The organism is Cellulomonas xylanilytica, assembly GCF_007989805.1.
GTDB lineage: Bacteria > Actinomycetota > Actinomycetes > Actinomycetales > Cellulomonadaceae > Cellulomonas > Cellulomonas xylanilytica.
In genome coordinates, this window is record NZ_BJUB01000004.1 from 137,384 (window position 1) to 158,997 (window position 21,614).

The 21,614-nt window shown below is 72.8% G+C and carries 16 protein-coding genes; 9 read left to right on the top strand and 7 right to left on the bottom strand.

The window, feature by feature from the left end:
• Nucleotides 1-151: 151 nt before the first annotated feature.
• The 3 genes from CXY01_RS07790 to CXY01_RS07800 all read right to left on the bottom strand — a co-directional run bounded on the left by CXY01_RS07790 (nt 152) and on the right by CXY01_RS07800 (nt 2,081).
• Nucleotides 152-874, bottom strand: coding sequence for a hypothetical protein (locus CXY01_RS07790; RefSeq protein WP_146926763.1), 723 nt, complete (start codon nt 872-874; stop codon nt 152-154).
• Nucleotides 875-951: 77 nt separating this feature from the next.
• Nucleotides 952-1,455, bottom strand: a complete 504-nt coding sequence (locus tag CXY01_RS07795) for a GNAT family N-acetyltransferase (protein WP_146926765.1) — start codon at nt 1,453-1,455, stop codon at nt 952-954.
• A gap of 95 nt (nt 1,456-1,550) precedes the next feature.
• Nucleotides 1,551-2,081: an AAA family ATPase gene (locus tag CXY01_RS07800; RefSeq protein ID WP_146926767.1), complete on the bottom strand. Its 531-nt coding sequence runs from the start codon at nt 2,079-2,081 to the stop codon at nt 1,551-1,553.
• A gap of 91 nt (nt 2,082-2,172) precedes the next feature.
• Between CXY01_RS07800 and CXY01_RS07805 the strand changes: the two genes are divergently transcribed.
• The 6 genes from CXY01_RS07805 to CXY01_RS07830 all read left to right on the top strand — a co-directional run bounded on the left by CXY01_RS07805 (nt 2,173) and on the right by CXY01_RS07830 (nt 9,066).
• Complete coding sequence (locus tag CXY01_RS07805) at nt 2,173-2,535, top strand: PadR family transcriptional regulator (RefSeq protein WP_146926770.1); 363 nt, start codon at nt 2,173-2,175, stop codon at nt 2,533-2,535.
• Nucleotides 2,535-3,884, top strand: a complete 1,350-nt coding sequence (locus CXY01_RS07810; RefSeq protein ID WP_146926772.1) for a permease prefix domain 1-containing protein — start codon at nt 2,535-2,537, stop codon at nt 3,882-3,884. Before CXY01_RS07805 ends, CXY01_RS07810 begins: the two co-directional genes overlap by 1 nt.
• A gap of 81 nt (nt 3,885-3,965) precedes the next feature.
• The gene (locus tag CXY01_RS07815; RefSeq protein ID WP_146926774.1) at nt 3,966-4,856 is read left to right on the top strand and encodes an alpha/beta fold hydrolase; all 891 of its coding nucleotides are present in this window, start codon (nt 3,966-3,968) and stop codon (nt 4,854-4,856) included.
• Nucleotides 4,857-4,880: 24 nt separating this feature from the next.
• Nucleotides 4,881-5,939 carry a LacI family DNA-binding transcriptional regulator gene (locus tag CXY01_RS07820; RefSeq protein ID WP_222594513.1) on the top strand — a complete coding sequence of 353 codons (1,059 nt, stop codon included), beginning with the start codon at nt 4,881-4,883 and terminating at the stop codon, nt 5,937-5,939.
• A 142-nt stretch (nt 5,940-6,081) separates the two neighbouring features.
• Nucleotides 6,082-8,079 carry a pectate lyase-like domain-containing protein gene (locus CXY01_RS07825; protein ID WP_246125150.1) on the top strand — a complete coding sequence of 666 codons (1,998 nt, stop codon included), beginning with the start codon at nt 6,082-6,084 and terminating at the stop codon, nt 8,077-8,079.
• Between the two features lie 129 nt (nt 8,080-8,208).
• Complete coding sequence (locus CXY01_RS07830) at nt 8,209-9,066, top strand: alpha/beta hydrolase (protein ID WP_146926778.1); 858 nt, start codon at nt 8,209-8,211, stop codon at nt 9,064-9,066.
• A 60-nt stretch (nt 9,067-9,126) separates the two neighbouring features.
• Here CXY01_RS07830 and CXY01_RS07835 read toward each other — a convergent pair whose 3' ends face one another.
• The 3 genes from CXY01_RS07835 to CXY01_RS21305 form a co-directional block, all read right to left on the bottom strand.
• Nucleotides 9,127-10,923 (bottom strand): family 43 glycosylhydrolase, encoded by a 1,797-nt coding sequence (locus CXY01_RS07835; protein ID WP_146926780.1) that lies wholly within the window; start codon nt 10,921-10,923, stop codon nt 9,127-9,129.
• The gene (locus tag CXY01_RS07840) at nt 10,920-12,572 is read right to left on the bottom strand and encodes a glycoside hydrolase family 27 protein (protein ID WP_146926783.1); all 1,653 of its coding nucleotides are present in this window, start codon (nt 12,570-12,572) and stop codon (nt 10,920-10,922) included. The genes CXY01_RS07835 and CXY01_RS07840 overlap by 4 nt, the downstream gene beginning before the upstream one ends.
• Before the next feature lie 365 nt (nt 12,573-12,937).
• Nucleotides 12,938-15,355, bottom strand: coding sequence for a YncE family protein (locus tag CXY01_RS21305; RefSeq protein ID WP_146926785.1), 2,418 nt, complete (start codon nt 15,353-15,355; stop codon nt 12,938-12,940).
• Nucleotides 15,356-15,741: 386 nt separating this feature from the next.
• On the opposite strand from CXY01_RS21305, the gene CXY01_RS07850 reads away from it, so the two are divergent.
• Together CXY01_RS07850 and CXY01_RS07855 are read left to right on the top strand one after the other, a co-directional pair.
• Nucleotides 15,742-17,013 (top strand): glycoside hydrolase family 16 protein, encoded by a 1,272-nt coding sequence (locus CXY01_RS07850; RefSeq protein WP_146926787.1) that lies wholly within the window; start codon nt 15,742-15,744, stop codon nt 17,011-17,013.
• A 101-nt stretch (nt 17,014-17,114) separates the two neighbouring features.
• A complete protein-coding gene (locus CXY01_RS07855) occupies nt 17,115-18,002 on the top strand; it encodes a phenylalanine 4-monooxygenase (RefSeq protein WP_146926789.1) in 888 nt (295 codons plus the stop codon).
• Here the strand turns inward: CXY01_RS07855 and CXY01_RS07860 are convergent.
• The gene (locus CXY01_RS07860) at nt 17,999-19,849 is read right to left on the bottom strand and encodes an FAD-binding monooxygenase (RefSeq protein ID WP_146926791.1); all 1,851 of its coding nucleotides are present in this window, start codon (nt 19,847-19,849) and stop codon (nt 17,999-18,001) included. The genes CXY01_RS07855 and CXY01_RS07860 overlap by 4 nt on opposite strands.
• A gap of 100 nt (nt 19,850-19,949) precedes the next feature.
• On the opposite strand from CXY01_RS07860, the gene CXY01_RS07865 reads away from it, so the two are divergent.
• Nucleotides 19,950-21,596: a thiamine pyrophosphate-binding protein gene (locus CXY01_RS07865; RefSeq protein WP_146926794.1), complete on the top strand. Its 1,647-nt coding sequence runs from the start codon at nt 19,950-19,952 to the stop codon at nt 21,594-21,596.
• Nucleotides 21,597-21,614 lie beyond the last annotated feature (18 nt).

A 21,614-nucleotide genomic window follows, 5' to 3' on the forward strand; every position in this document is an offset into this window, starting at 1 on the left:
GCTCCCTGCCGTCGCGGGTGTCGGGCGGACCTCTTCGCCAGGACCACCAAACCGCCGACGGGACCGCGCCGCAACAGCGGGCACTGTCGCCGGGACGCGCGCCGCCGCGTCGGTCACCACCGGGGCGGGTCGCTGCCGGTCCCCTGCGCCGTCACGATGGCCCGCGAGAACGACGAGCCGGTCGCGCGAACCGCGGTCCGAGCCTCCCGACGTGGCCCACCGTCGGCGCCATCACGACGAGCGCGGCCGCCGCCAGCACGTGCCAGGCACCGTGCCCCTGCCAGGGCGACGAGGGGTCGCACCACGGCCACCCCGCTCGCGACATGGTCCCGATGCCTGCCCCGACCGCGAGCAGCGCGAGACCGACGGTGACGGGTCGCCGCAGGCGGGGCTGCGCGCGAGCCCGGAGCACGGTCAGGAGGACGGCGGCGGCGGCCAGCGCGACCTGCGCGACGTCGCCGGCGCGCGGTGCCAGGGCCACGACCGGCAGGACCACGGCGGTGGGAAGCGTCCACATCCACCACGACCGGGTCCGGCCCGCCAGGTCGGCGGCGGCGTCCGCGCCGAGGAACGCGAGGGTCGCCAGCAGCGGCAGGTCGTGAGCGACGTCGGACCACGCCGGGTCGGGGCCGTGCTCGACGAACGAGCCGATGCCGACCGCCGCGACCAGCACCGCGTAGGTGCGGACGCGGACCCACGAGGCACGCGTGTCGACCGTCGGCCGAGCAAGGGCGACGATGAGGACGGCACCGACGACGAACGACCAGCTGGTGAGCGCCGAGACGGGCTCGACCCACGGGCCCTCGGTCACTCCTTCGCACTGCGGGCCGCGCACGACCTCGGTGCCCCGCAGCCCCCAGGACGCGACGGTCATCGCCTCACGATAAGCGGCCCGAGGACCCTGCGCCCCGCCGCCCCCGCGCCCTCCTCAGGGCCGAGAAAGCCCGGCGCTCAGTGCCCCGCGGCGTCGAACGCGCGCGCGAAGCGGAGCTCGCCGCGCGGCGAGGGACCCCCGAAGGTGACGTGCTGGACGGCGGTGGGGTCCAGGTCGAGGTGCGTCAGGGCCCCGTCGGCCGTGAACCCCATCCGGCGGTAGATCTCCGGGTCACCGATGAGCGCGCAGCCGCGGGCGCCCTGGTCCCGCAGCCGGCGCAAACCTTCAGTGACCATCGCCCGGCCGATCCCCCGCCGCTGCAGGTCGAGCCGGACGGAGATCGGCCCGAGCCCGAACCAGCCGTCGTGCGACCCGTCGATCGTCACGGGCGAGAACGCGACGTGCCCCACGACGCCGCCGTCGTCCTCCGCCACCAGCGAGAGCGTCAGATCCCCGGACGCCCGCAGCGCCCGGACGATCGGAGCCTCGGAGCCGTCGCTGAACGGCTGCGGCTCGAACGCGACGGTGGTCAGCCGATCGATGGCGTCGACGTCGTCGGGGCGTTCGGGTCGGATCAGCATCGTCGTCTCCCGGGTCGCGGACACGCCCGGCCCGGGCGCGATCGCAGCGTAGGGCGGGGTGGTGCGGAGCCGAAGCGGATATGAGGACGCGGTTCCTACGTCGCCACACCGAGCCGATCACGGGCGAGGGCAGCGAGCGCGAGGTCCGCGACCTCGTGCGGGTCGTCCGGCGGGTCGGCGAGCAGGTGGCGGGCCTCGACGTCCGCGCGCGCGAACTCGTCGTGCATCAGGCGCGCCGCGTCCGGGTCCGTGAACCCGTGCCCCTGGCGCGAGCGGACCCGGTCCACACATCGGTGCACCGACGGCAGCAGGACGAGGTAGTCGAGCCGGCGCATACCGGTCGCGGCCGCGAACGTCGGGAGGAACCACGGACCGACGACGCCGTCGTAGACGGTCGCGTAGCCACCGGCCGCATACCGCCCGGCAGCCGCGGCCGCGGCCTGCGTCACGACGGTGTTCTGCGCGTCGGCCTCCGGGAGCCAGGGCGCGATCGCCCCGCGCGCCAGGAAGCTGAAGAACGAGTCACCGTCGACCAGCACGCTCCGCTCGAGGCGGTCGGCCACGATCCTGGCCACCGTCGACTTGCCTGCTCCGGGTGGCCCGGTGATCACGAGGAGCTGCCCCATGGACGGATTGTGCCCGACCGCCGCCGTGGTTCGGCGAGATACCTAGAGCCGCTAGGGTTCATACCTAGCAGCACAAGGTAGAGGAGACATCGTGCGCATCGACAAGGACCTGGTCGCCGCCTCGGCGACACCGCTCGTGCTGGGGATCCTGGCGGACGGCGACCTCTACGGGTACGCGATCCTCAAGCGCGTGGGCGAGCTGTCCGGCGGGCGCATGCAGTGGACGGACGGCATGCTCTACCCGCTCCTGCACCGCCTGGAGCGGCTCGGCCACGTCTCGTCGTCGTGGGGCACGTCCGAGGCGGGCCGGCGACGCAAGCACTACGCGATCACGGCGACCGGCCGGGCGGCGCTCGCCGACCGGCACGCACAGTGGAGCGTCGTCGCGGACACGCTCCGGCAGGTCTGGGAGTCGGCGCCGCGGCCCGCCACCGTCGCGGAGGTGTGGGCGTGATGACGCACGACGACGAGCTCGAGGCCCAGATCGACCGGTGGCGTGGCTACGTGCACCGACGGCAGGTGATCTCGGCGGCCGACGTCGACGAGCTCGAGGACCACCTGCGTGGCCAGGTGACGGACCTGCGCGCCACCGGGCTCGACGACGACGAGGCGTTCCTCGTCGCGATCAAGCGACTCGGCAACCTGGACGCCGTCTCCCGCGAGTACGCCCGTGAGCACTCGGACCGGCTGTGGAAGCAGCTCGCCCTCGTCCCGGACGACTCCCCCGGCTCACCGGCGCCGCGGTGGCGCGAGCTCGCGGTCGTCATCGGGCTCGCGGTCGGTGCGGGCGTCGCCGTGCGGGCCGGCATCGCGTGGTTCGACGACGAGCTCGCGCTCGTGCGCAACGTCGCCCTGCTCGTGGTGCCCTTCCTCGCCGCGTACCTCGGGTGGAAGCGCCAGGCCGGCCTGCGGACCGTCGCGGCGATCGCCGTCCCGTTCGTCGTGCTCGCCGTCGTGCTCAACGTGTACCCGTTCGTGCCCGAGGGGTCGACCGAGGTGCTGGCGATCCTGCACGCGCCCGTCGTCCTGTGGCTGCTGGTGGGGCTCGCCTACGTCACCGCCTCGTGGCGCTCGGACGCCCGGCGCATGGACTTCGTGCGGTTCACGGGTGAGCTCGCGATCTACTACACGCTGCTCGCACTCGGCGGCGGCGTCCTCGTCGGCCTCACCGCCGGCGTGCTGCAGCTCGTCGGCGTGGACCCCGAGCCGGTCATCACGGGCTGGGTGCTGCCGTTCGCGGTCCCCGGCGCCCTCGTCGTCGCCGCCTGGCTCGTCGAGGCCAAGCAGGACGTCGTCGAGAACATCGCCCCCGTCCTGACCCGGATCTTCACGCCCCTGACCATCGCCATGCTCCTGGCCGTCCTCGTCGCACTGATCACGTCCGGGGGCCTGGTCCAGGTCGACCGCGAGCTGCTCATCCTCATGGACGCGATCCTCGTGCTGGTCCTCGCGCTCCTCCTCTACTCGATCTCGGCGCGGGACCCGCTCGCGCCACCCGGGCTGACCGACTGGCTCCAGCTCGTCCTGGTGGGCACCGCCCTCGCGGTCGACGCGGTGATGCTGACCGCGATGCTCACCCGGATCGCGCAGTTCGGCACGAGCCCCAACAAGATCGCCGCCCTCGGTCTGAACCTGCTCCTGCTCGTGCACCTCGGGGTCTCGGCCTGGCGGAGCGCCCGGTTCCTGCGGGGCCATGGCACGTTCTCGGAGCTCGAGCGGTGGCAGACGCGGTACCTGCCGGTCTACGCCGCCTGGGCCGCGGTCATCGTGATCGTCTTCCCGCCGCTGTTCGCCTTCGCCTGAACCGCTCGCCGGTGGGCTCCACGAGCGTGCTCGGCGTCGGCTCGACTGGCGGCTGCCGATCGGCCTGGTCACAGTGGGCCCATGTTCGATGGCTTCACCGAGGACCTGCTGCCGGTCAACGGGACGACGTCGTTCGTGCGCCATGCCGGCTCCGGGCCCGCCGTCGTGCTGCTGCACGGCCACCCACGGACCTCGGCGACGTGGCACCGGGTGGCGCCCGCGCTGGTCGACGCCGGCCTCAGTGTGGTGTGCCCGGACCTGCGGGGCTACGGCCGGTCGGGCAAGCCTGCCACCGACGCGGAGCACACGCCCTACTCGAAGCGAGCCGTCGCCTCGGACGTCGCGGCGGTCATGGAGCACCTGGGCCACGACCGGTACGCCGTGGTGGGGCACGACCGCGGCAGCTACGTCGCCCTGCGCCTGGCTCTGGACCAGCCCCAGCGGGTCGAGCGCCTGGTCGTGCTCGACGGCGTGCCGATCAGCGAAGCCGTCGAGCGGGCCGGCGTGGACTTCGCGACGGCCTGGTGGCACTGGTTCTTCTACGCCCAGCCGGACGTGCCCGAACGCGTGATCGGCGCCGATCCCGACGCCTGGTACCACGTCGACCCCGCGCGGCTGTCGGATCCCGCCTACGCGGAGTGGGTGCACGCGGTACGCGACCCGGCGACCGTGCACGCCATGCTCGAGGACTACCGAGCAGGTCTCGGGGTCGACGTCCGGGACGAGCTGGCCGACCGTGCCCGCGGGGTCCACTGCCCGACCCTGCACCTGTGGGCACGTCGCGACGACCTGGCGGACCTCTACGGAGACCCCCTCGCCGTCTGGCGTGGGTGGGCGCCCGACCTGCGGGGGCACGACATCGACTCCGGCCACCACATGGCCGAGGAGGCCCCGGAGGAGCTGGCCCGCGCGCTGCTGTCGTTCGTGCTGCCGGACGGCACGGAGAGTGACGGATCCGCCGCTACGGTGTGACCCCAACGTGCGGTGGAGGGGGTCGTGGACGTGGCGGTGGACATCCGGGAGGTCGCGCGCCGCAGCGGGGTCTCCGTCGCCACCGTGTCCCGCGCTCTCAACGACCGTCCCGGCGTGAGCGCCGACACCCGGGCGCGGGTCGCCCGGGTCGCGCGCGAGCTCGGCTACCTGCCCAACCTGCAGGCACGGTCGCTGGTCCGCCGACGGTCCGACACCGTGGGGCTGATCTGGGAGACCGGCTACGCGGCTGCGGGCCGCCGGGTGCTGTTCCTGCAGGACCTGCTCATCGGGTTGAAGCTGGCCCTCGCGGAGACTGGCTACCACCTGATGCTGGTGTCGCCGGAGCCGGCCGACGAGGACGTGCACGCGTTCGAACGGACGGCCGCGCAGCACAGCCTCGACGGGGTGGTGCTCATGGGCGTGGACGAGCACCTGCCCGCAGTCGACGCCCTCATCCGCTCGGGCCTGCCGGTCGTCGGGCTCGACCTGCCGGTGCGCGGCGACCGCGCGAGCTATGTCAGCACCGACAACAGGGCCGGTGCGGCCGTCGCGGTGCGGCACCTCGCCGCTCTCGGGCACCGACGCATCGCGACCATCGCCGGTCCGGCGGACCAGCTCCCCGCCATGGAGCGGCTGGCGGGTTATCACGACGCCATGGCCGACCTGGGGCTGGCCGTGCCGGACGGGTACGTCGCGCACGGTGACTACTTCCTGGACACGGGGCACGCCGTGATGCGCGGCCTGCTCGCGCTGGACGAGGCGCCGACCGCCGTCTTCGTCGCCGGCGACAGCATGGCGGTGGGCGCGTGCCGCGCGATCAGCGAGGCCGGGCTGCAGGTTCCCCGCGACGTCTCGGTCGTCGGCTTCGACGACGTCGAGATCGCCGCGATCGTCCAGCCGTCGTTGTCGACGATCAAGCAGGACCACCTGGCGATGGGCGCGGCCGCAGCCGAGCTGCTGGTGGACCTGATCACCGCCCGGCACGCAGGTGGGTCGGACGGGGACGGTAGGACCCTGCCGCGCCTGGTCCCGGCGGCACTGGTCGCCCGGGAGTCGTCGGGCCCTGCACCTACCGCCAGGTAACGGCGCGGCTCCCTCGCTCCGCTGCGTCGCGGCGTGCCCGAATCGTCGCGATTGACTCGACTTGGCACCCTGTCGCACCTATATTGCGACCGACCGGAAACGTTTCCATCGGTCCCCTCATCCGACAGAAGGTAGGACGACGATGTCCGTGCCCATGCACTCCCCCGGCGCGCGCCGACGGCTCCGCCAGGTGCTGATCGGCGTGACCGCCGTGTCGCTCGGCCTCGCGGGAGCCTCCGCCGCGGCCGCGCACCCGAAGCCGGGACCGGGCGGGACGAATCCCGACCTCGGGCCGAACGTCACGATCTTCGACCCGAGCATGTCGACCAGCGAGATCAAGGCGACGTTCGACGCCATCACCGCAGAGCAGTTCGACAACGAGTTCGGTCCTCGTCGGGACGCCGTCTACTTCCTCCCGGGCACCTACGGGACCCCGGAGGCCCCGCTCAACGTCCAGGTCGGCTACTACACGGAGGTCGCCGGCCTCGGCGCCTCACCGACGGACGTGGTCATCAACGGGACGATCAACGTCTACAACCGCTGCCTGGAGGCCGAGCAGACGAGCAACTGCATCGCCCTGACCAACTTCTGGCGCTCGATGTCCAACCTGACGATCAACGTCAAGGGCGGGCTGACCGACGTGCTGGGAGAGGCCGCACCGCGTCCCTCCTGGTGCACGGACACCCAGTTCTGGGCCGTCTCCCAGGCCGCTCCCCTGCGCCGCGTGAACGTCAACGGCGGCTTCTCCTTCATGGACTACTGCTCCAACGGCCCGCACTTCGCCAGCGGTGGGTTCATGGCGGACTCCCGCAGCAACGCGGCCGAGGTCGTCAACGGCTCGCAGCAGCAGTGGTACACCCGCAACAGCGAGATCACGGGCTGGTCGAACGCGGTGTGGAACGCCGTCTTCTCCGGTGTGGTCGGGGCGCCTGCGGAGACCTTCCCCACGCCCAACCCCTACACGGTGCTGGACACCACACCGGTCAGCCGGGAGAAGCCGTACCTGTTCGTCGACGCGGCGGGCAAGTACAACGTCCGGGTCCCCTCGGCGAAGACGGACAGCCGAGGCGTCAGCTGGGCGACCGGCCTGACACCGGGTCGCACGGTCCGCATCAAGGACTTCTTCGTCGCGAAGCCCGGTGACTCGGTGCAGAAGATCAACGCTGCGCTCGCCCAGGGCAAGAACCTGCTCCTGACGCCGGGCGTCTACGACATCGCGAAGACCATCCAGGTCAAGCGTGCCGACACGGTCGTCCTCGGGCTCGGCTACGCCACCCTGCACTCGGTCCGCGGTGCGGTCCCGCTCGAGGTCGCTGACGTGCCCGGCGTCGTCATCGCCGGCGTCACGCTCGACGCCGGCGAGGTCAACTCCCCGGCTCTCCTCCGGGTGGGCAAGAAGCACGGGCACGGGCACGGCCACGGCCACGGCCGCTCGCACCACTCCGGCGCCACGAACCCGACCACCCTCAGCGACGTCTTCTTCCGCGTCGGCGGCCCGTACATCGGCCGCACGGACGTGGCCCTCGAGGTCAACAGCGACGACGTCCTGCTCGACCACGCGTGGGTGTGGCGCGCCGACCACGGCGACGAGGGCTTCCCGAAGGACACCGTCGTGCGGTCCGACATCGACCGTCAGCGCACCGCGGACGGCCTGCCCCTGCTCAACGACGACGACACGCGCTGGGTGACGAACACGTCGGCCAACGGCGTCATCGTCAACGGTGACGACGTCACGGCGACCGGCCTGTTCGTCGAGCACTTCCAGGAGTACAACACCATCTGGAACGGCGAGAACGGCACCACGATCTTCTACCAGAACGAGCTGCCGTACGACCCGCGCACGCAGGCGGACTGGATGGCCGGCGAGACGCTCGGCTGGGCCGCCTACAAGGTCGACGACGACGTGACGACGCACCACCTCTACGGCGCAGGTGCGTACGCCTACAACCAGAACGACCCGTCGGTGGTCACCGAGAACGGCTTCGAGGTGCCGACCACCCCGGGCGTCCAGGTCCACCACGCGCTGACCGTGAACCTCAGCCAGGGCACGATCCGCCACGTCGTCGACGGCGTGGGCACCCAGGCCGACAACACCAACACGGGCACGCCCCAGTTCGTCACCCACTACCCCGTGCCGTGACGGGCGTCGGGTAGTCAGTCAGGCCGGTCCGGCGCCGGTGCGTCCGAGTCCCTCGGTCGCACCGGCGCCGTTGCCGTGCCCCCTCTCGTCGGCCGCGACGGAGCGACGGCCCGGTGCGACGATCGGACCATGGCGCAGCGCGCGCGTGGCCGTCGGGTGCTGGTCCGGGGCGCGGTCGTCGTGACGGTCGGGCTGCTGGTCGTCGTCGGCCTCGTCGTCGCCTTCTCGCGCTCGCTCGTGTTCGTGCCGGACCGCAGCTCGCCTCCGCCGGTGTCGGACGCGCTGCCCGGTGCGCAGGAGGTCGCGTTCCGGACCTCCGACGGTCTGACGCTCGCGGCCTGGTACCTGCCTGCGCCGACCGGCTGCACGGCCACCGTCCTGGTGGCGCCCGGCAACGGCGGTCATCGCGGCTCGCGGGCGCCGCTCGCGGCAGCGCTCGGCGAGGCGGGCTTCGGGGTGCTGCTGCTGGAGTACCGCGGCTACGGCGGCAACCCCGGAGCGGCGTCGGAGACGGGGCTCCTCCGCGACGCCCGCGCCGCCCGGGCGTACCTCGTCGGGTCCGGCGTCCCCGCGACGGCCATCGTGTACCTCGGGGAGAGCCTCGGCGCGGCGGTCGCGGCCGGGCTGGCCGCCGAGCACCCCCCGGCAGCGCTGGTGCTGCGCTCCCCGTTCACGACGCTCGCCGACGCCGCGCGCGCCGCGTACCGCGTGCCCGTGGGCCCGCTGCTGCGGGACCGGTTCGACGTCGTCGCGGCCGTCCGCCGGACGACGGTGCCCGTGGCCGTCGTCCTGGGCGACCGGGACGCGACCGTGCCGCCGCGCCTGAGCCGGGCCGTCGCCGACGCGGCGCGCGAGTCGCCCCGGTCCGTCGCCGAGGTCGTGGTGCCCGGGGCGGACCACAACGACGCGGCACTCACCTCCGGCCGGGACCTCGTCGACGCCGTGGTGGACGTCGCGATCGTCGGGGGTGCCGAGCCGTGCCCGTGACCAGCCGGTCCGGGGCGACGGTCTGCACACCGTCGCCCCGGGCTGGTCAGCGGTCCCGTCTCAGGACCGGGTCCACTGCATGCTCGTCGCCCCGCTGCAGGTCCGCTGCTCCAGCGCCGCCCCGGCAGCGGTGGAGCCGTTGACCACGGTGAGGCACTTGGCGCTGTTGAGGTTCACCAGCTGCGCGTAGCCGTCGCCGGTCGAGCGCCAGGTGAAGACCTGGTTGGGACGGTCGTGGCAGGTGTACTGGATGACCGCCGCGCCGTCGGCCGTGGAGGCGCCGGTGACGTCGACGCACTTCCCGCTGTGCACGCTCTGCAGCCGCACGGTGCCGTTGCCGGCGTCGAGGAAGCGCCACTGCTGCCAGGCCGAGCCGTTGCTGCTCCACTGGCCGATCACCGCGAGGTCGGCGGTGTTGGGCTGCTGGACGTCCATCACCTGCCCGCTGTTGCGGTTGGTCACCCGGTACGCCGTCGGGGTGCTGCCGCCCCGACCGAAGTGCCACCAGCCCACGTTGAACAGGTTGCCGCTGCCCCCGGCGAAGCGCAGGTAGAGGTCGTGCGTGCCCGTGGCCCCGGTGACCGGGCACGTGGTGGTCGTCCAGGTCTGCCACCCGCCGGTCCCCCCGACTGTGCACGTGCCGACGACCGGGCCACCGGCGCCGTCCAGCCGCAGCTCGATCCTGCCGCCGCTGGTCGCGGAGGCCACGCGTGCAGAGAACGTGGTGGCGCCGGTACCGAACGCGACACCCTTGACCTTGACGTAGTCACCGTTCTCGATCCAGCCGAGGTTCATGCCGCCCTCGCTGGACGGCTCCGTCTCGATGCCGGAGCCCCACGCGATCGTCTCGGCCTCCTGCCGGACGAACGGGTCGAGGGTGCCCACCTGGGGCGCACCCGCCGAGGTCATGGAGATCGTCGGGATGCTGCCGTCGGCGTTGTAGCTGAACTTCTCGACCGCGACGGAGCGCGTGAAGCCGCCACCTCCTGGCAGCGCACCGTTGTGGTAGAAGAAGTACGACCCACCGTTGAAGTCGACGATGCCGGCGTGGTTGGTGAAGCTGCTGCCCTGCGTGGGCATGATCGTCCCGCGGTACGTCCACGGCCCGGTCGGGCCGGGCGCCGTGGAGTAGCCGAGGAACTCCGAGCAGCACCGGGCGGCGAAGACGTTGTAGTAGAGCCCGCCACGCTTGTAGACCCACGGCCCTTCCTCGTAGAGGGTCGGGCGGCTCGCGTTGCCGGTGCGCGCGCCGAACCCCGCGGTGGTGAGGGGGATCTGCGTCGGGCTGCCGGAGAACGAGATCATGTCGGCGTTCAGCCGGACGTACCAGAGGTTGGGGTTGCCCCAGTAGAGGTACGCCTGACCGCCGTCGTCGATGAGGACGGTCGGGTCGATCTCGTTGTTGCCGACGAGAGGACGGCCGATCGCGTCCCGGAACGGGCCCGTCGGGCTGTCCCCCACGCCCACGCCGATCACCATCTGCCCGGTCGACCGCTGGCGCACCGGGACGTACCAGTAGAACGTCCCGTTGCGCTCGACGACCTGCCCCGCCCACGCGTTCGCGTCCGCCCAGGAGAACGTCGCGAGCGACATGGGCGAGCCGTGGTCGGTCCAGTTGACCATGTCGGCCGACGAGAAGACCCGCCACTCCCGCATGGTGAAGTACGTCGACGCGTCCTCGTCGTGACCCGTGTAGAGGTAGACCCGGCCGTCGTGCACCAGCGGCGCCGGGTCGGCCGTGTAGAGGTGCTGGACGATCGGGTTGTCCGCCTGCGCCGGGGCCGCCAGGAGGGTCAGCCCGCAGACCAGCGAGGCGAGCAGCGCGACGGCCGACCGGAGCCTCGTCGCGGCGGTCACGACCGGCTCCAGCGCTGGTTGGGGCTGCCGTGGCAGGACCAGAGGATCACCGGCGTGCCGTTCGCCGCCCCGCCGCTGCTGACGTCCAGGCACAGGGACGGGAAGCGGACGTTGCTCACGGTGCCGGTGCTGTTCAGGGTCCACTGCTGGTTGGTGCCGCCGTTGCAGTCCCAGACCTGCACCCGGGTGCCGCTGACGGCGTTCAGCGGGACGTCGAGGCACTTGCCGAGGATCCGCAGCGTCCGGCCGTCCTGCGTGACCTGCTGGTTGGCGTTCGTGTGGCAGTCCCAGACCAGCGTGCCCGTGCCGTTCGCGCTGTTGCCGCGGTCGACGTCGACGCAGCGCCCGGCCGACACGCTGCGCAGCCGGAAGGTGCTGGGCGTGGACGGGTCGGTCGTCGTCCCTCCGCTGACCCGGTAGACGACCGTGCCGTGCGCCGGGACCGTGGCGGAGATGGTCCCGGTCGTGGTCGAGGTGCCGTGGGTCCACGCGTCGCGCAGCGTGAACGAGGTGCCGCTCTTGCCGATGGCCGCGGCCGTGGTGGAGATCGTCGTGGCCGAGCTCCCCTGGTTGAACAGCGCGACCGCGACGTCGCCGTCGGCCAGCCGCTTGGCCAGCACCCGGCGGGTTCCGTCGTGCGACACCTGGACCGCCTGCCGGCCGAGGGTGTCCTGGTTGATCGCGATGAGGTTGGCGTTGCGCAGGATGTCCAGCGTGCCGGTGCTGGCCGAGCGCACGTCGTTGCCCATCATGAGCGGCGCGGCGAGCATGGCCCAGAGGGCGAAGTGGCTGCGCATCTCCGTGTCGTTCATGCCGCTGTTGCCGACCTCGAGCATGTCGGGGTCGTTGAACCCGCCCGGCCCGGCGTGGCCCGCCAGGGGCACGGTGACGTCGACGATGTTCTGGATGCCCATCGGGTAGCCGTTGGTCTGGCCGGAGTTCCACGTGTTGGTGATGTCCTCGGTGGTCCGCCAGAGGTTGGCGACGTCGCTCCAGCTGCGCTCGGGGCCGGTCTTGGAGTGGATGCTGTTCGAGTTGATGCTGTAGACGATGGGCCGACCCGTGGCCGCGAGCGCGTCCCGCATGATGGCGAAGCGCGAGACCTGCTCTGCGATGGTGCCGGTGGGAGAGCACCAGTCGTACTTGAGGTAGTCCACGCCCCACGCGGCGAACTGCCGGGCGTCCTGGTACTCGTGGCCGAGGCTGCCCGTCGAGCCCGGGTAGCTGTCGAAGTACTGCGCGCACGTCTGGTCCAGTGGGCCCTGGTAGATGCCGAACAGCAGCCCGCGCGCGTGCAGGTAGTCGCCGAGCGCCTTCATCCCGCTCGGGAACCGCTGCGGGTCACCCTGGAGGTTGCCCTGCGCGTCCCGGTTCGGGTTGAACCAGCAGTCGTCCACGACGACGTACCTGTAACCGAGGTCCCGCAGGCCGCTGCTCACCATGGAGTCGGCCATCTGCCGGATGAGCGTCTCGTTGATGTTGCATCCGAACGTGTTCCAGGTGTTCCAGCCCATCGGGGGCGTCCGTGCGACGCCGTTGTCCAGTGCCCGGGCGGGGCTCGGCGCGACGAGCGTCTCGGTCGCCACGTGGGCGAGCGTCAGGGTCAGGACGCCCAGGACGGCCGCGAGCCATCTGTGCGGTCTGCGCATGTCTGCATCTCCTCGTTCCGGGACGCGGACGAGACCGGCGGCGGCCGGCACTCGGCGTCCGTCGTGGGCGGACGCCGGTCACGACCGGCGCGTCCGCCCGACTGGCGTACGGGGCGTACTCCAGGGAGGTGCAGCCCTTCCCCGGCGACGGGACGCCGGGTCGCGGCGTCGTCGTCGTCGCGCTCCGGGAGCTCCGGTCCGGCGTCGTTGCCAGCGCGACGGCGCGATGTTATCGCTAACATCCGGCCGAGAATCCTTTAGGTCGGGCAAGTTCCCGAGGTCGACGGCGACGATGCCCCGGCGGGGCACCGCCTCGGCATCCTGGGCACTCGCGGTGCGACGGGCCGCTCAGGTGCCGGCGCCGGTCACCAGCCGATCACGTCCGGAGGGGGCGGGTCGTCCCGGGAGAAGAGGTAGTGGACGGTGTAGTCCGTGCGCCCGTCCGCGGCGGTGAAGTCGCCGACGAGGGTCACCCGCAGACCCGCTCCCTCGCGCGTGATCGTCACGATGTGGACGGCGAACCCGTGGTCCCAGGACGCGGTCATCGATCCCCCCGAGACGGTGCCGGGCGCGGGGCCCCACTCGCAGTGGTCGGGCGAGCACGAGGCCGAGAAGTCCATCGTGCCGGAGGTCGCGCCGGAGGCGTCGACGACGACGCGCTGGTCGCCGCCGCCGTCGCTCTGCGTCCACGACCCCGCGAAGACCCCGATCGGGTAGTCCGCGTAGGTGGCGCCGACCGCGGGATCCGCGTCGATCGTGAGGTCGCACGTCGCGGAGCCGCCGGCGCAGTCGCCCGTCCACCCGGTGAACTGCCTGTCCTCGAACCGGCGCGCCGTCAGCGTCAGCGTCGACCCGACCGGGAGGAGCTCCTCGCAGTCGACCGGGCAGTCGATGCCCGCGCCCGTGATGCGTCCTCCGTCGGGCGGCGCGACCTGCAGGGTGGCGAAGTCGGTGAACGTGGCGGTCACCCCCACGCCCGGGGCGACCAGCAGCGCGCACGGCCCCGTGCCCGCGCAGCTCCCGCTCCACGCGACCTCGCCGGAGTCGGCGTCCCCGTGCCCGGTGAGCGTGACCGCGCTGCCCGCCGCGAAGCTCGCCTCGCAGGGGCTGGAGGCGGCGTCGCACGACAGGCCCGCCGGCTCGCTCTCGACCGTGCCGCCGCCGACGACGGTCACGGCGACCGGCACCTGCTCGGGCGCCTCCGCGAACGCCGCACCCACCTCGAGCGCACCGGTGACGACGAGCACGCAGCCGTTCGCGGCCATCGCTCCGCTGCACGCCCGGGACCAGCCCAGGAGCGTCGACGACTCCCCCGGACGTGCCGTGAGCGTGACGTCGGCGCCGGCCTCGAAGGCGGCCGTGCACGTGCCGGGGCAGTCGATGCCGGCGGGCGAGCTCGTGACCTGCCCATCGCCTCCCACGACCACGGTGATGCTGCCCGGGCTCGGCGACGACGTGGGCTCCGGCCTGCTCGTGCTCGGCGGGGTCGGGGCACGGGTCGGCTCGGTCCCGGTGGCCGGGTCCGGCGCGGGGTCGGGTGTCTCCGGCGGGACCTCCGCCGGGTCGGGCGGGGCCGGCGGGTCGACCGCCGGAGCTGGCGGCGCGGGCTCCGTCGCGGGCGGCCCTGCGTCCGGCGCGCTGCCGGCGACCGGGCCGGAGCCCGGGGCGTCGTCCGCGGTGGGTGGAGTCAGGACCTCGGCCGGCGTCCCGTCGGCCGGGTCGTACTTGGCCAGCGACTCCCCCTTGACCCAGGTCGCGCCGTCGAACTGCAGGACCCCGGCCTCGTGTCCGTCGAGGTCGTTGTAGAACACGAGGCGGTCCTCGCCGATGAGCTGGACCCTGTTGCCCGCGGGCGCCAGGTCGAACGTCCCGGCGACCGTGTCGTCGGCGGTGTCGATCACGACGGTCTGACCCGTGGCCTCGTTGGGGACGAACACGAACCTGCCGGACTGCGCGAGGGGCCCGAAGTCGACCTCCGTGCCGGGCGCGACGACGGACACGACCCGTCCGCAGTCGTCCTTGCCCACCCGGGCGATGACGAGGGTGCCGGTCTCGGCGATGGCCGCGTAGACCTCGTCGCGGTCCGTCGACCCGAGCAGCTCCACGGCGTCCTCGGCGCGCACCTCGAGGCACGACCGGGCGTCGACCGCACCCCCGTCGGTCAGCGACGTCAGCGTCCTGTCGGACTGGCTGACCAGCACCGGCCGACCCCGGACCAGGACGAGCTGGTCGTCGGCGGACGCCCGGTCGCGCGCGACGTGGTGGGCGCCGTCGAACCAGGTGAGACCGCCGCGCTCGGCGTCGACCACCCAGAGGCGGCCGGCGTCGTCGACGACGGCCTGCCCCGGACCGGGCTGCGCGTCGAGCGAGACCACCTGCTGGCCGGCCAGCGTGACCGGGTCCACGACGGTCGCGGTCCGACGGGTCGCGTCGAGCACGTAGACGTGGTCGACGCCCTGCAGCACGGAGAGCGACCCGTCCGGGGCCCCGAAGGCGATCGGCTGCGTGGCCTCCCACGTCGCTCCGTCGATGCGCGCCACCGTCCCGGCCGCATCGTCCACGACGAACGCCGACGCGCCCGACTGCTCGACGTCGACGGAGGCCGCCGCGGTGACCCGGACGGTCGTGGCCACCGCGTCGGACGGCCCGTCGATGAGGGACACGATGCCCCGCTCGGGCGAGGCGACCCAGGCGCTCCCGCTCGACTGTGCGAGCTCCTGGACGTCGTTGCCCTCACCGAGGACGGCGGCGAGGACCACGGGCAGGGCGACGGCGGACGCCACCGCGGCAGCGGCCCACGGACCCGGGGACCGCACCAGTCGTGTCCGGACGCGGTCCAGCGCCGATCGCGCGACGCCGACCGGTCGTGGCTGGAACCCTCCTGTGAACACCGTTCCCCCTGTGCGCAGCCCCGACGTGGCCGGGCCGGCTGCCCCACCACTGAACACCCGGGGCCGGTAGCGGTGGAAGGGCGCACCGGAAAGTTCGCCCGTCGAGGCGGAGACCGGTCGCCGCTGCTGTCACAGTTACTTGCCAGTCAGTAAGCCATCGCGTTACTGTCGCGCAAAACGGACAGGCCGCCCCCACACGTGCGCAGCGTCGTGACACGTGTCACCGGGTGGCGCCGACCCCCGGCCCCGTCCGTTCGCCGAGGTTCCAGGAGGCAACGATGCATCCCGCACACCCACGCACCCCCACCCGCCGAGCGCACGGCCTCGCCGCAGTCCTCGGGGCCGCGGCCCTCGTCGCCGCAGGCCTCGTGGCATCGACGTCGACCCCCGCCGAGGCCGCGATCGGCGACGTCCTGTGGTCCCAGGAGTTCAACGGGTCCGCCGGCAGCGCCCCCGACCCCGCCGTCTGGAGCTACGACACGGGGGCCGGCGGGTGGGGCAACGCCGAGCTGCAGAGCTACACGACGTCCCGCAACAACTCCGCGCTCGACGGGCAGGGCAACCTCGTCATCACCGCCCGCCGCGAGGCCGACGGCTCGTACACGTCCGCACGTCTGCAGAGCAACAACAAGGTCGAGCTGACGTACGGCCGCATCGAGGCACGCATGCAGATCCCCCGCGGCCAGGGCATCTGGCCGGCGTTCTGGATGCTCGGCGCCGACTTCCCCCAGACGTCGTGGCCGTCCTCGGGCGAGATCGACATCATGGAGAACGTCGGCAAGGAGCCGCACCGCATCTACGGCACGGTGCACGGCCCCGGGTACTCCGGCGGCAGCGGCATCACCGGCATGTACCAGCACCCGCAGAACTGGTCGTTCGCCGACGCCTTCCACACGTACGCCGTGGACTGGAAGCCGGGCTCCATCACGTGGTCCGTCGACGGGAACGTGTACCACCAGGTCACGCGGGCCAGCGTCGGCGGCAACGCGTGGGTGTTCGACAAGGCCTACTTCCTCATCCTCAACGTCGCCGTCGGCGGCCAGTGGCCCGGCTACCCCGACGGCTCGACCGTGCTCCCGCAGCAGATGAAGGTCGACTACGTCCGCGTCTACGACAACGGCTCCGGGTCCGGCGGCGGGGGCGGTGGTGGCGGCGCCCTGCCGACCGGCACCGGGACCCTGCGCGTCGCGAACACGCTGTGCCTCGACGTGCCCTGGGCGCAGACGCACGACGGCAACCCCATCCAGGTGGTCGGCTGCAACGGCAACGCCGCCCAGCAGTGGACCCGTGGCTCCGACGGCACCGTCCGCTCGCTCGGCAAGTGCCTCGACGTGAGCGGGGGCGGGACCGCCAACGGGACCGTCGTGCAGCTGTGGACGTGCAACGGCACCGGCGCCCAGAAGTGGGCGTACGACTCCGGGACCCGCGCGCTGCGGAACCCGCAGTCGGGCCGCTGCCTCGACACCGTGGGCGGCACCCCGCTGCACGACGGGCAGCGCGTGCACCTGTGGGACTGCCACCGCGGGTCCAGCCAGCAGTGGTACCTCTGACGCACTGAGCCGTCCGGCAGCCCGGGTCCCGGCCCGGGCTGCCGGACGAGACAGCCGATCGGGGGATGCGTCGGGCCGACTTCAGGCGTAGAACGGATCGTATGTTCGACGAAGGACAGCTGTATGCCCCCGTCACCGCCGACGAGGACGGCAAGGCCACCGTGCACCTGGCCGACGACCACCCCGGCGCGAACGACGACGCGTACCGTCGCCGCCGCAACGAGATCGCCGCACCGGCGCTCGCCTGGCAGCCCGGCGAGCCGGTGCCCCAGGTCGACTACACGGACTCCGAGAACGCGATCTGGGAGACGGTGTGCCGCGAGCTCGCGCCCAAGCACGAGCGGCTGGCGATCCGCGGCTACCTGGAGGGCAAGGAGTCCCTCGCCCTGCCGACGGACCGCGTGCCGCAGCTCGACGAGGTGAGTGCGGGTCTCGGTCCGCTCAGCGGCTTCCGGCTGCACCCGGCCGCGGGGCTCGTCCCGCTGGACGTCTTCTACGGGTCGCTGGCGGACGGGGTGTTCCACTCCACCCAGTACCTGCGGCACCCGTCGCAGCCGCTGTACACGCCGGAGCCGGACATCCTGCACGAGGTGGTCGGGCACTGCAACCTGCTGGCGAACCCGGCGATCGCCGAGGTCAAGCGCCGGGCCGGCGAGGCCGCGCGACGCTGCGAGACGGCCGCGGGCCTGCAGTACGTGGCCGACGTCTTCTGGTTCACCATCGAGTTCGGGGTCATGTACGAGGACGGCGAGCTGCGCGCGTACGGCGCCGGTCTGCTGTCCTCCTACGGCGAGATCGAGGAGTTCCGCGGGGCCGACATCCGCCCGGTGGACTTCGACCAGATGGCCACGCTGGCGTACGACATCAGCCACTACCAGCCGATCCTCTTCGCGTGCGACGGCATGGGCGAGCTGACCGACCGGGTGGCCGGGTTCTTCGCCGACTTCGACGACGAGGTGGCCGCCCGGCTCGCGCGGAGCTCCGCCTAGACCATCAGGTGCTGCCGGCAGAACGCGGCGAGCTCGTCGGTCGCATCCAGCGGCAGGACGGCCGCGACGTACTGGTCGGGTCGCACGACGACGACGCACCCCGCACGGTCCACGCCGCGCAGGTCGAAGATGTCGTCGTCGGGGTGCGTCGCGAAGACGTTCTCGTAGTCGACGAGCTCGAACCGTCCGGTGCGGGGCAGGAAGACCGCCGGGACGCTCGCGATGTCCACGTCGACGTGCCGCTGCTGGTAGACGACCTTGACGTCGAAGATCTCGCGCGGGTGCACCACCAGCGGGGAGCCGGGCGAGCCGGCCATCCAGCCGGCCCAGGCCGTCAGCGCGGGGGTGTCCCCGGCATCGGCGAACGCGTACAGGCGCCAACGGCCGTCGGCGCGGTGCTGGTGCCCGAGGTGCAGGGGGTTGGCGTCGGCGACGCGGACGACGGGCACCGACTTGAACCTCTTGCCGACCGGGAACCCCGTGGCCAGGGCCTGGTGGGCCGGCTCGGCGACGACCATCGACGGCGGGTACTGCGTCATGAACCCGAAGAGGAACTCGGTGGTCCGCACGTAGAACTCGGCGAGCCGGCCGGGATCGCCCAGCTCCTCGGGCGGCGTGGCCATGAGCGTCGACCACTCCTTGTCGAAGTCGATGAGGTTCTGCGCGACCACCTGGCGCTCGGCGGAGTACGTGGCGAGCAGGCTCGCGGGGCTGCGGCCGGTGAGGACGTAGCCGAGCTTCCAGGCGAGGTTGAACCCGTCCTGCATGGAGACGTTCATGCCCTGGCCGGCCTTGGCGCTGTGGGTGTGGCACGCGTCGCCGGCGATGAAGACCCGCGGGGTCCGCGTCCCCGAGTCCTCCGGGGCGACGTCGTCGAACCGGTCGGTGAGCCGGTGCCCCACCTCGTAGACGCTGTGCCAGGCGACGTCGCGCACGTCGAGCGTGTACGGGTGCAGGATCTCGTTCGCCCGGGCGATGATCTGCTCGACCGTCGTGCTGCGCACCTCGTGGTGGGCGTCCGGGTCGGTCTCGCCGAGGTCCACGTACATGCGGAAGAGGTGGCCGCCCTCGCGCGGGATGAGCAGGATGCTGCCGCCCGCCCCCGACTGGATCGCGCACTTGAGCCGGATGTCCGGGAAGTCGGTGACGGCGAGGACGTCCATGACGCCCCACGCGTGGAACGCCGAGTCGCCCTGCATGGTGCAGCCGATCGCGGTCCGCACCCGGCTGCGTGCACCGTCGGCGCCCAGGACGTACTTCGCCCGCACGACCTTCTCCTCGCCGGCCCGCTCCCCCGCCGTGCGCACGAGGGTGACGGTCACGTGGTCGTCGGCCCGCTCGAGACCCCGGAACTCGTACCCGTAGTCCGGCTCCATGCGGCTGGGTGAGCACGCCATGTACTCGGCGAAGTAGTCGAGCACACGCGCCTGGTTCACGATCAGGTGCGGGAACTCGCTGATGCCGCCCGGGTCGTCGGCCGGCCGCTCGCCGCGGACGATGCGCGACGGGTCGGCCGGGTCCGGGTGCCAGAAGCACATCTCGGTGATGCGGTAGGCCTCCTCGGCGATCCGGCCGGCGAACCCGAACGCCTGGAACGTCTCGACGCTGCGAGCCTGGATGCCGTCCGCCTGCCCGATCGGGAGCCGCCCGGCACGGCGTTCGACGATGCGCGTGTTCACCTCGGGGAACTGCGAGAGCTGGGCGGCCGCGATCATCCCCGCCGGGCCGGTGCCGACGATGAGCACGTCGACCTCGTCGGGGAGCTCGGCCGGTCGGTCGAGGCCGACGCCTGCCGCGGGCTGCACGCGCGGGTCGCCCGAGACGTAGCCGTGATGGTGGAACTGCATGGACCGACTCCCCTGACGCCGCTGTCGAGGTGGTGCGGATCGTATATTATCCCTACCGAGCCGCGACGACGCGGTCGCCCCGGAGCAGGAGGGCCACGTCATGCCGACGGTCTCCGCGCACGTCGCCATCACGCTCGCCGCGCACGTCGACCACGTCTTCGGGGTCATGGGCAACGGCAACGCCTACTTCCTCGACGCGCTGACGTCCCAGACCGCCGCCCGCTTCACCCCCGTCCGGCACGAGGCCGGTGCGGTCGTCGCCGCCGACGCGTTCCACCGTTCCTCCGGACGGCTCGCCGCGGCGACGACGACCTACGGGGCGGGGTTCACCAACACGCTCACCGCCCTGGCCGAGGCCGTGCAGGCGCACGTCCCCCTCGTCCTCGTCGTCGGCGACGAGCCCACGTCGGGCCCGCGACCCTGGGACGTCGACCAGATCGCGATGGCCTCCGCCGTGGGCGCCCGGACCTACACCGTGGGCCGCGCGGACGCCGCCGCCACCACCGTCATCGCCGTCGAGCACGCGCTCACCTACCGGGTGCCCACGGTGCTCGCGATCCCCTACGACGTCGCGGTGCTGGACACGGGGCCCGTCCCCGAGACGCCCGCCCCCCGCCTGCCCGCGCCGCTCGGCGTGCGCGGCGCGTTCGCCGACGGGGTCGTCCGGGAGATCGCCGCCGCCCTGGCCGCCGCCCGCCGGCCGCTGCTGCTCGCGGGACGCGGCGCGTGGGTCGCCGGCGCGGGCGAGGCCCTCGGCGCCCTGGCCGACGCCACGGGTGCCCTGACCGTGACGACGGCCCTCGGCCGCGGGATCTTCCCCCGGCCCGAGTTCGACCTGGGGGTCGCCGGCGGGTTCGGCGCGAAGGACGCGATGGAGCTCGTCCGCGAGGCCGACGTCGCGGTCGTCGTGGGCGCCGCCCTCAACCAGTTCACGATGCGGTTCGGCGAGCTGTTCGCGCCCGGGTGCCGGGTCTTCCAGGTCGACATCGCCCCCGCGGCGACCCACCCGCACGTCGGCGGGTACGTCCGGGGGGACGCGGCGGTGGTCGCAGAGCAGATCCTCAAGGAGCTCGACGACGCTGCCTCCAGCGGCTGGCGCGAGTCCGTCGACGTGGCCGCCGCGCGACGGCAGGAGCCCGGGGACGGGACCGCCGCGGACGGGCGTCTCGACCCGCGCTCGGCGGCGGCACGCCTGGCGGAGCTGCTCCCCGAGGACCGGGTGGTCGTCTCCGACGGCGGGCACTTCCTCGGCTGGTCGAACATGTACTGGCCCGTGTCGGCCCCGGACCGGGCCGTCATGGTGGGCACCGCGTTCCAGGCCATCGGGCTCGGGTTCCCGAGCGTTGTCGGGGCGGCGCTCGCCCGGCCCGAGTCCACCGTGGTGCTGACCACCGGCGACGGCGGCGGGCTCATGGCGCTGTCCGACCTGGAGTCGGCCGTGCGGGTCGCGGGCGGTCGTGGGATCGCGGTCGTGTGGAACGACGGGGCGTACAGCGCCGAGATGCACCTCTACGGCCGCAAGGGTCTGGCGCAGGAGCCGATGCTGATCCCCGACGTCGACTTCGCCGGGGTGGCGACCGCGCTGGGCGCCCACGGCGTCGCCGTCCGGTCGGTGGAGGACCTCGACGCCCTGACGGCGTGGCGCGCGCGGCCGGTGACCGAGCGACCGTTCCTGCTGCTCGACCTGCGCGTCTCCGGCACGGTGGTCGCCCCGTTCTGGGAGGAGATCGCCCGCGCGAGCGGCTGACCCGACCGACGACCACCG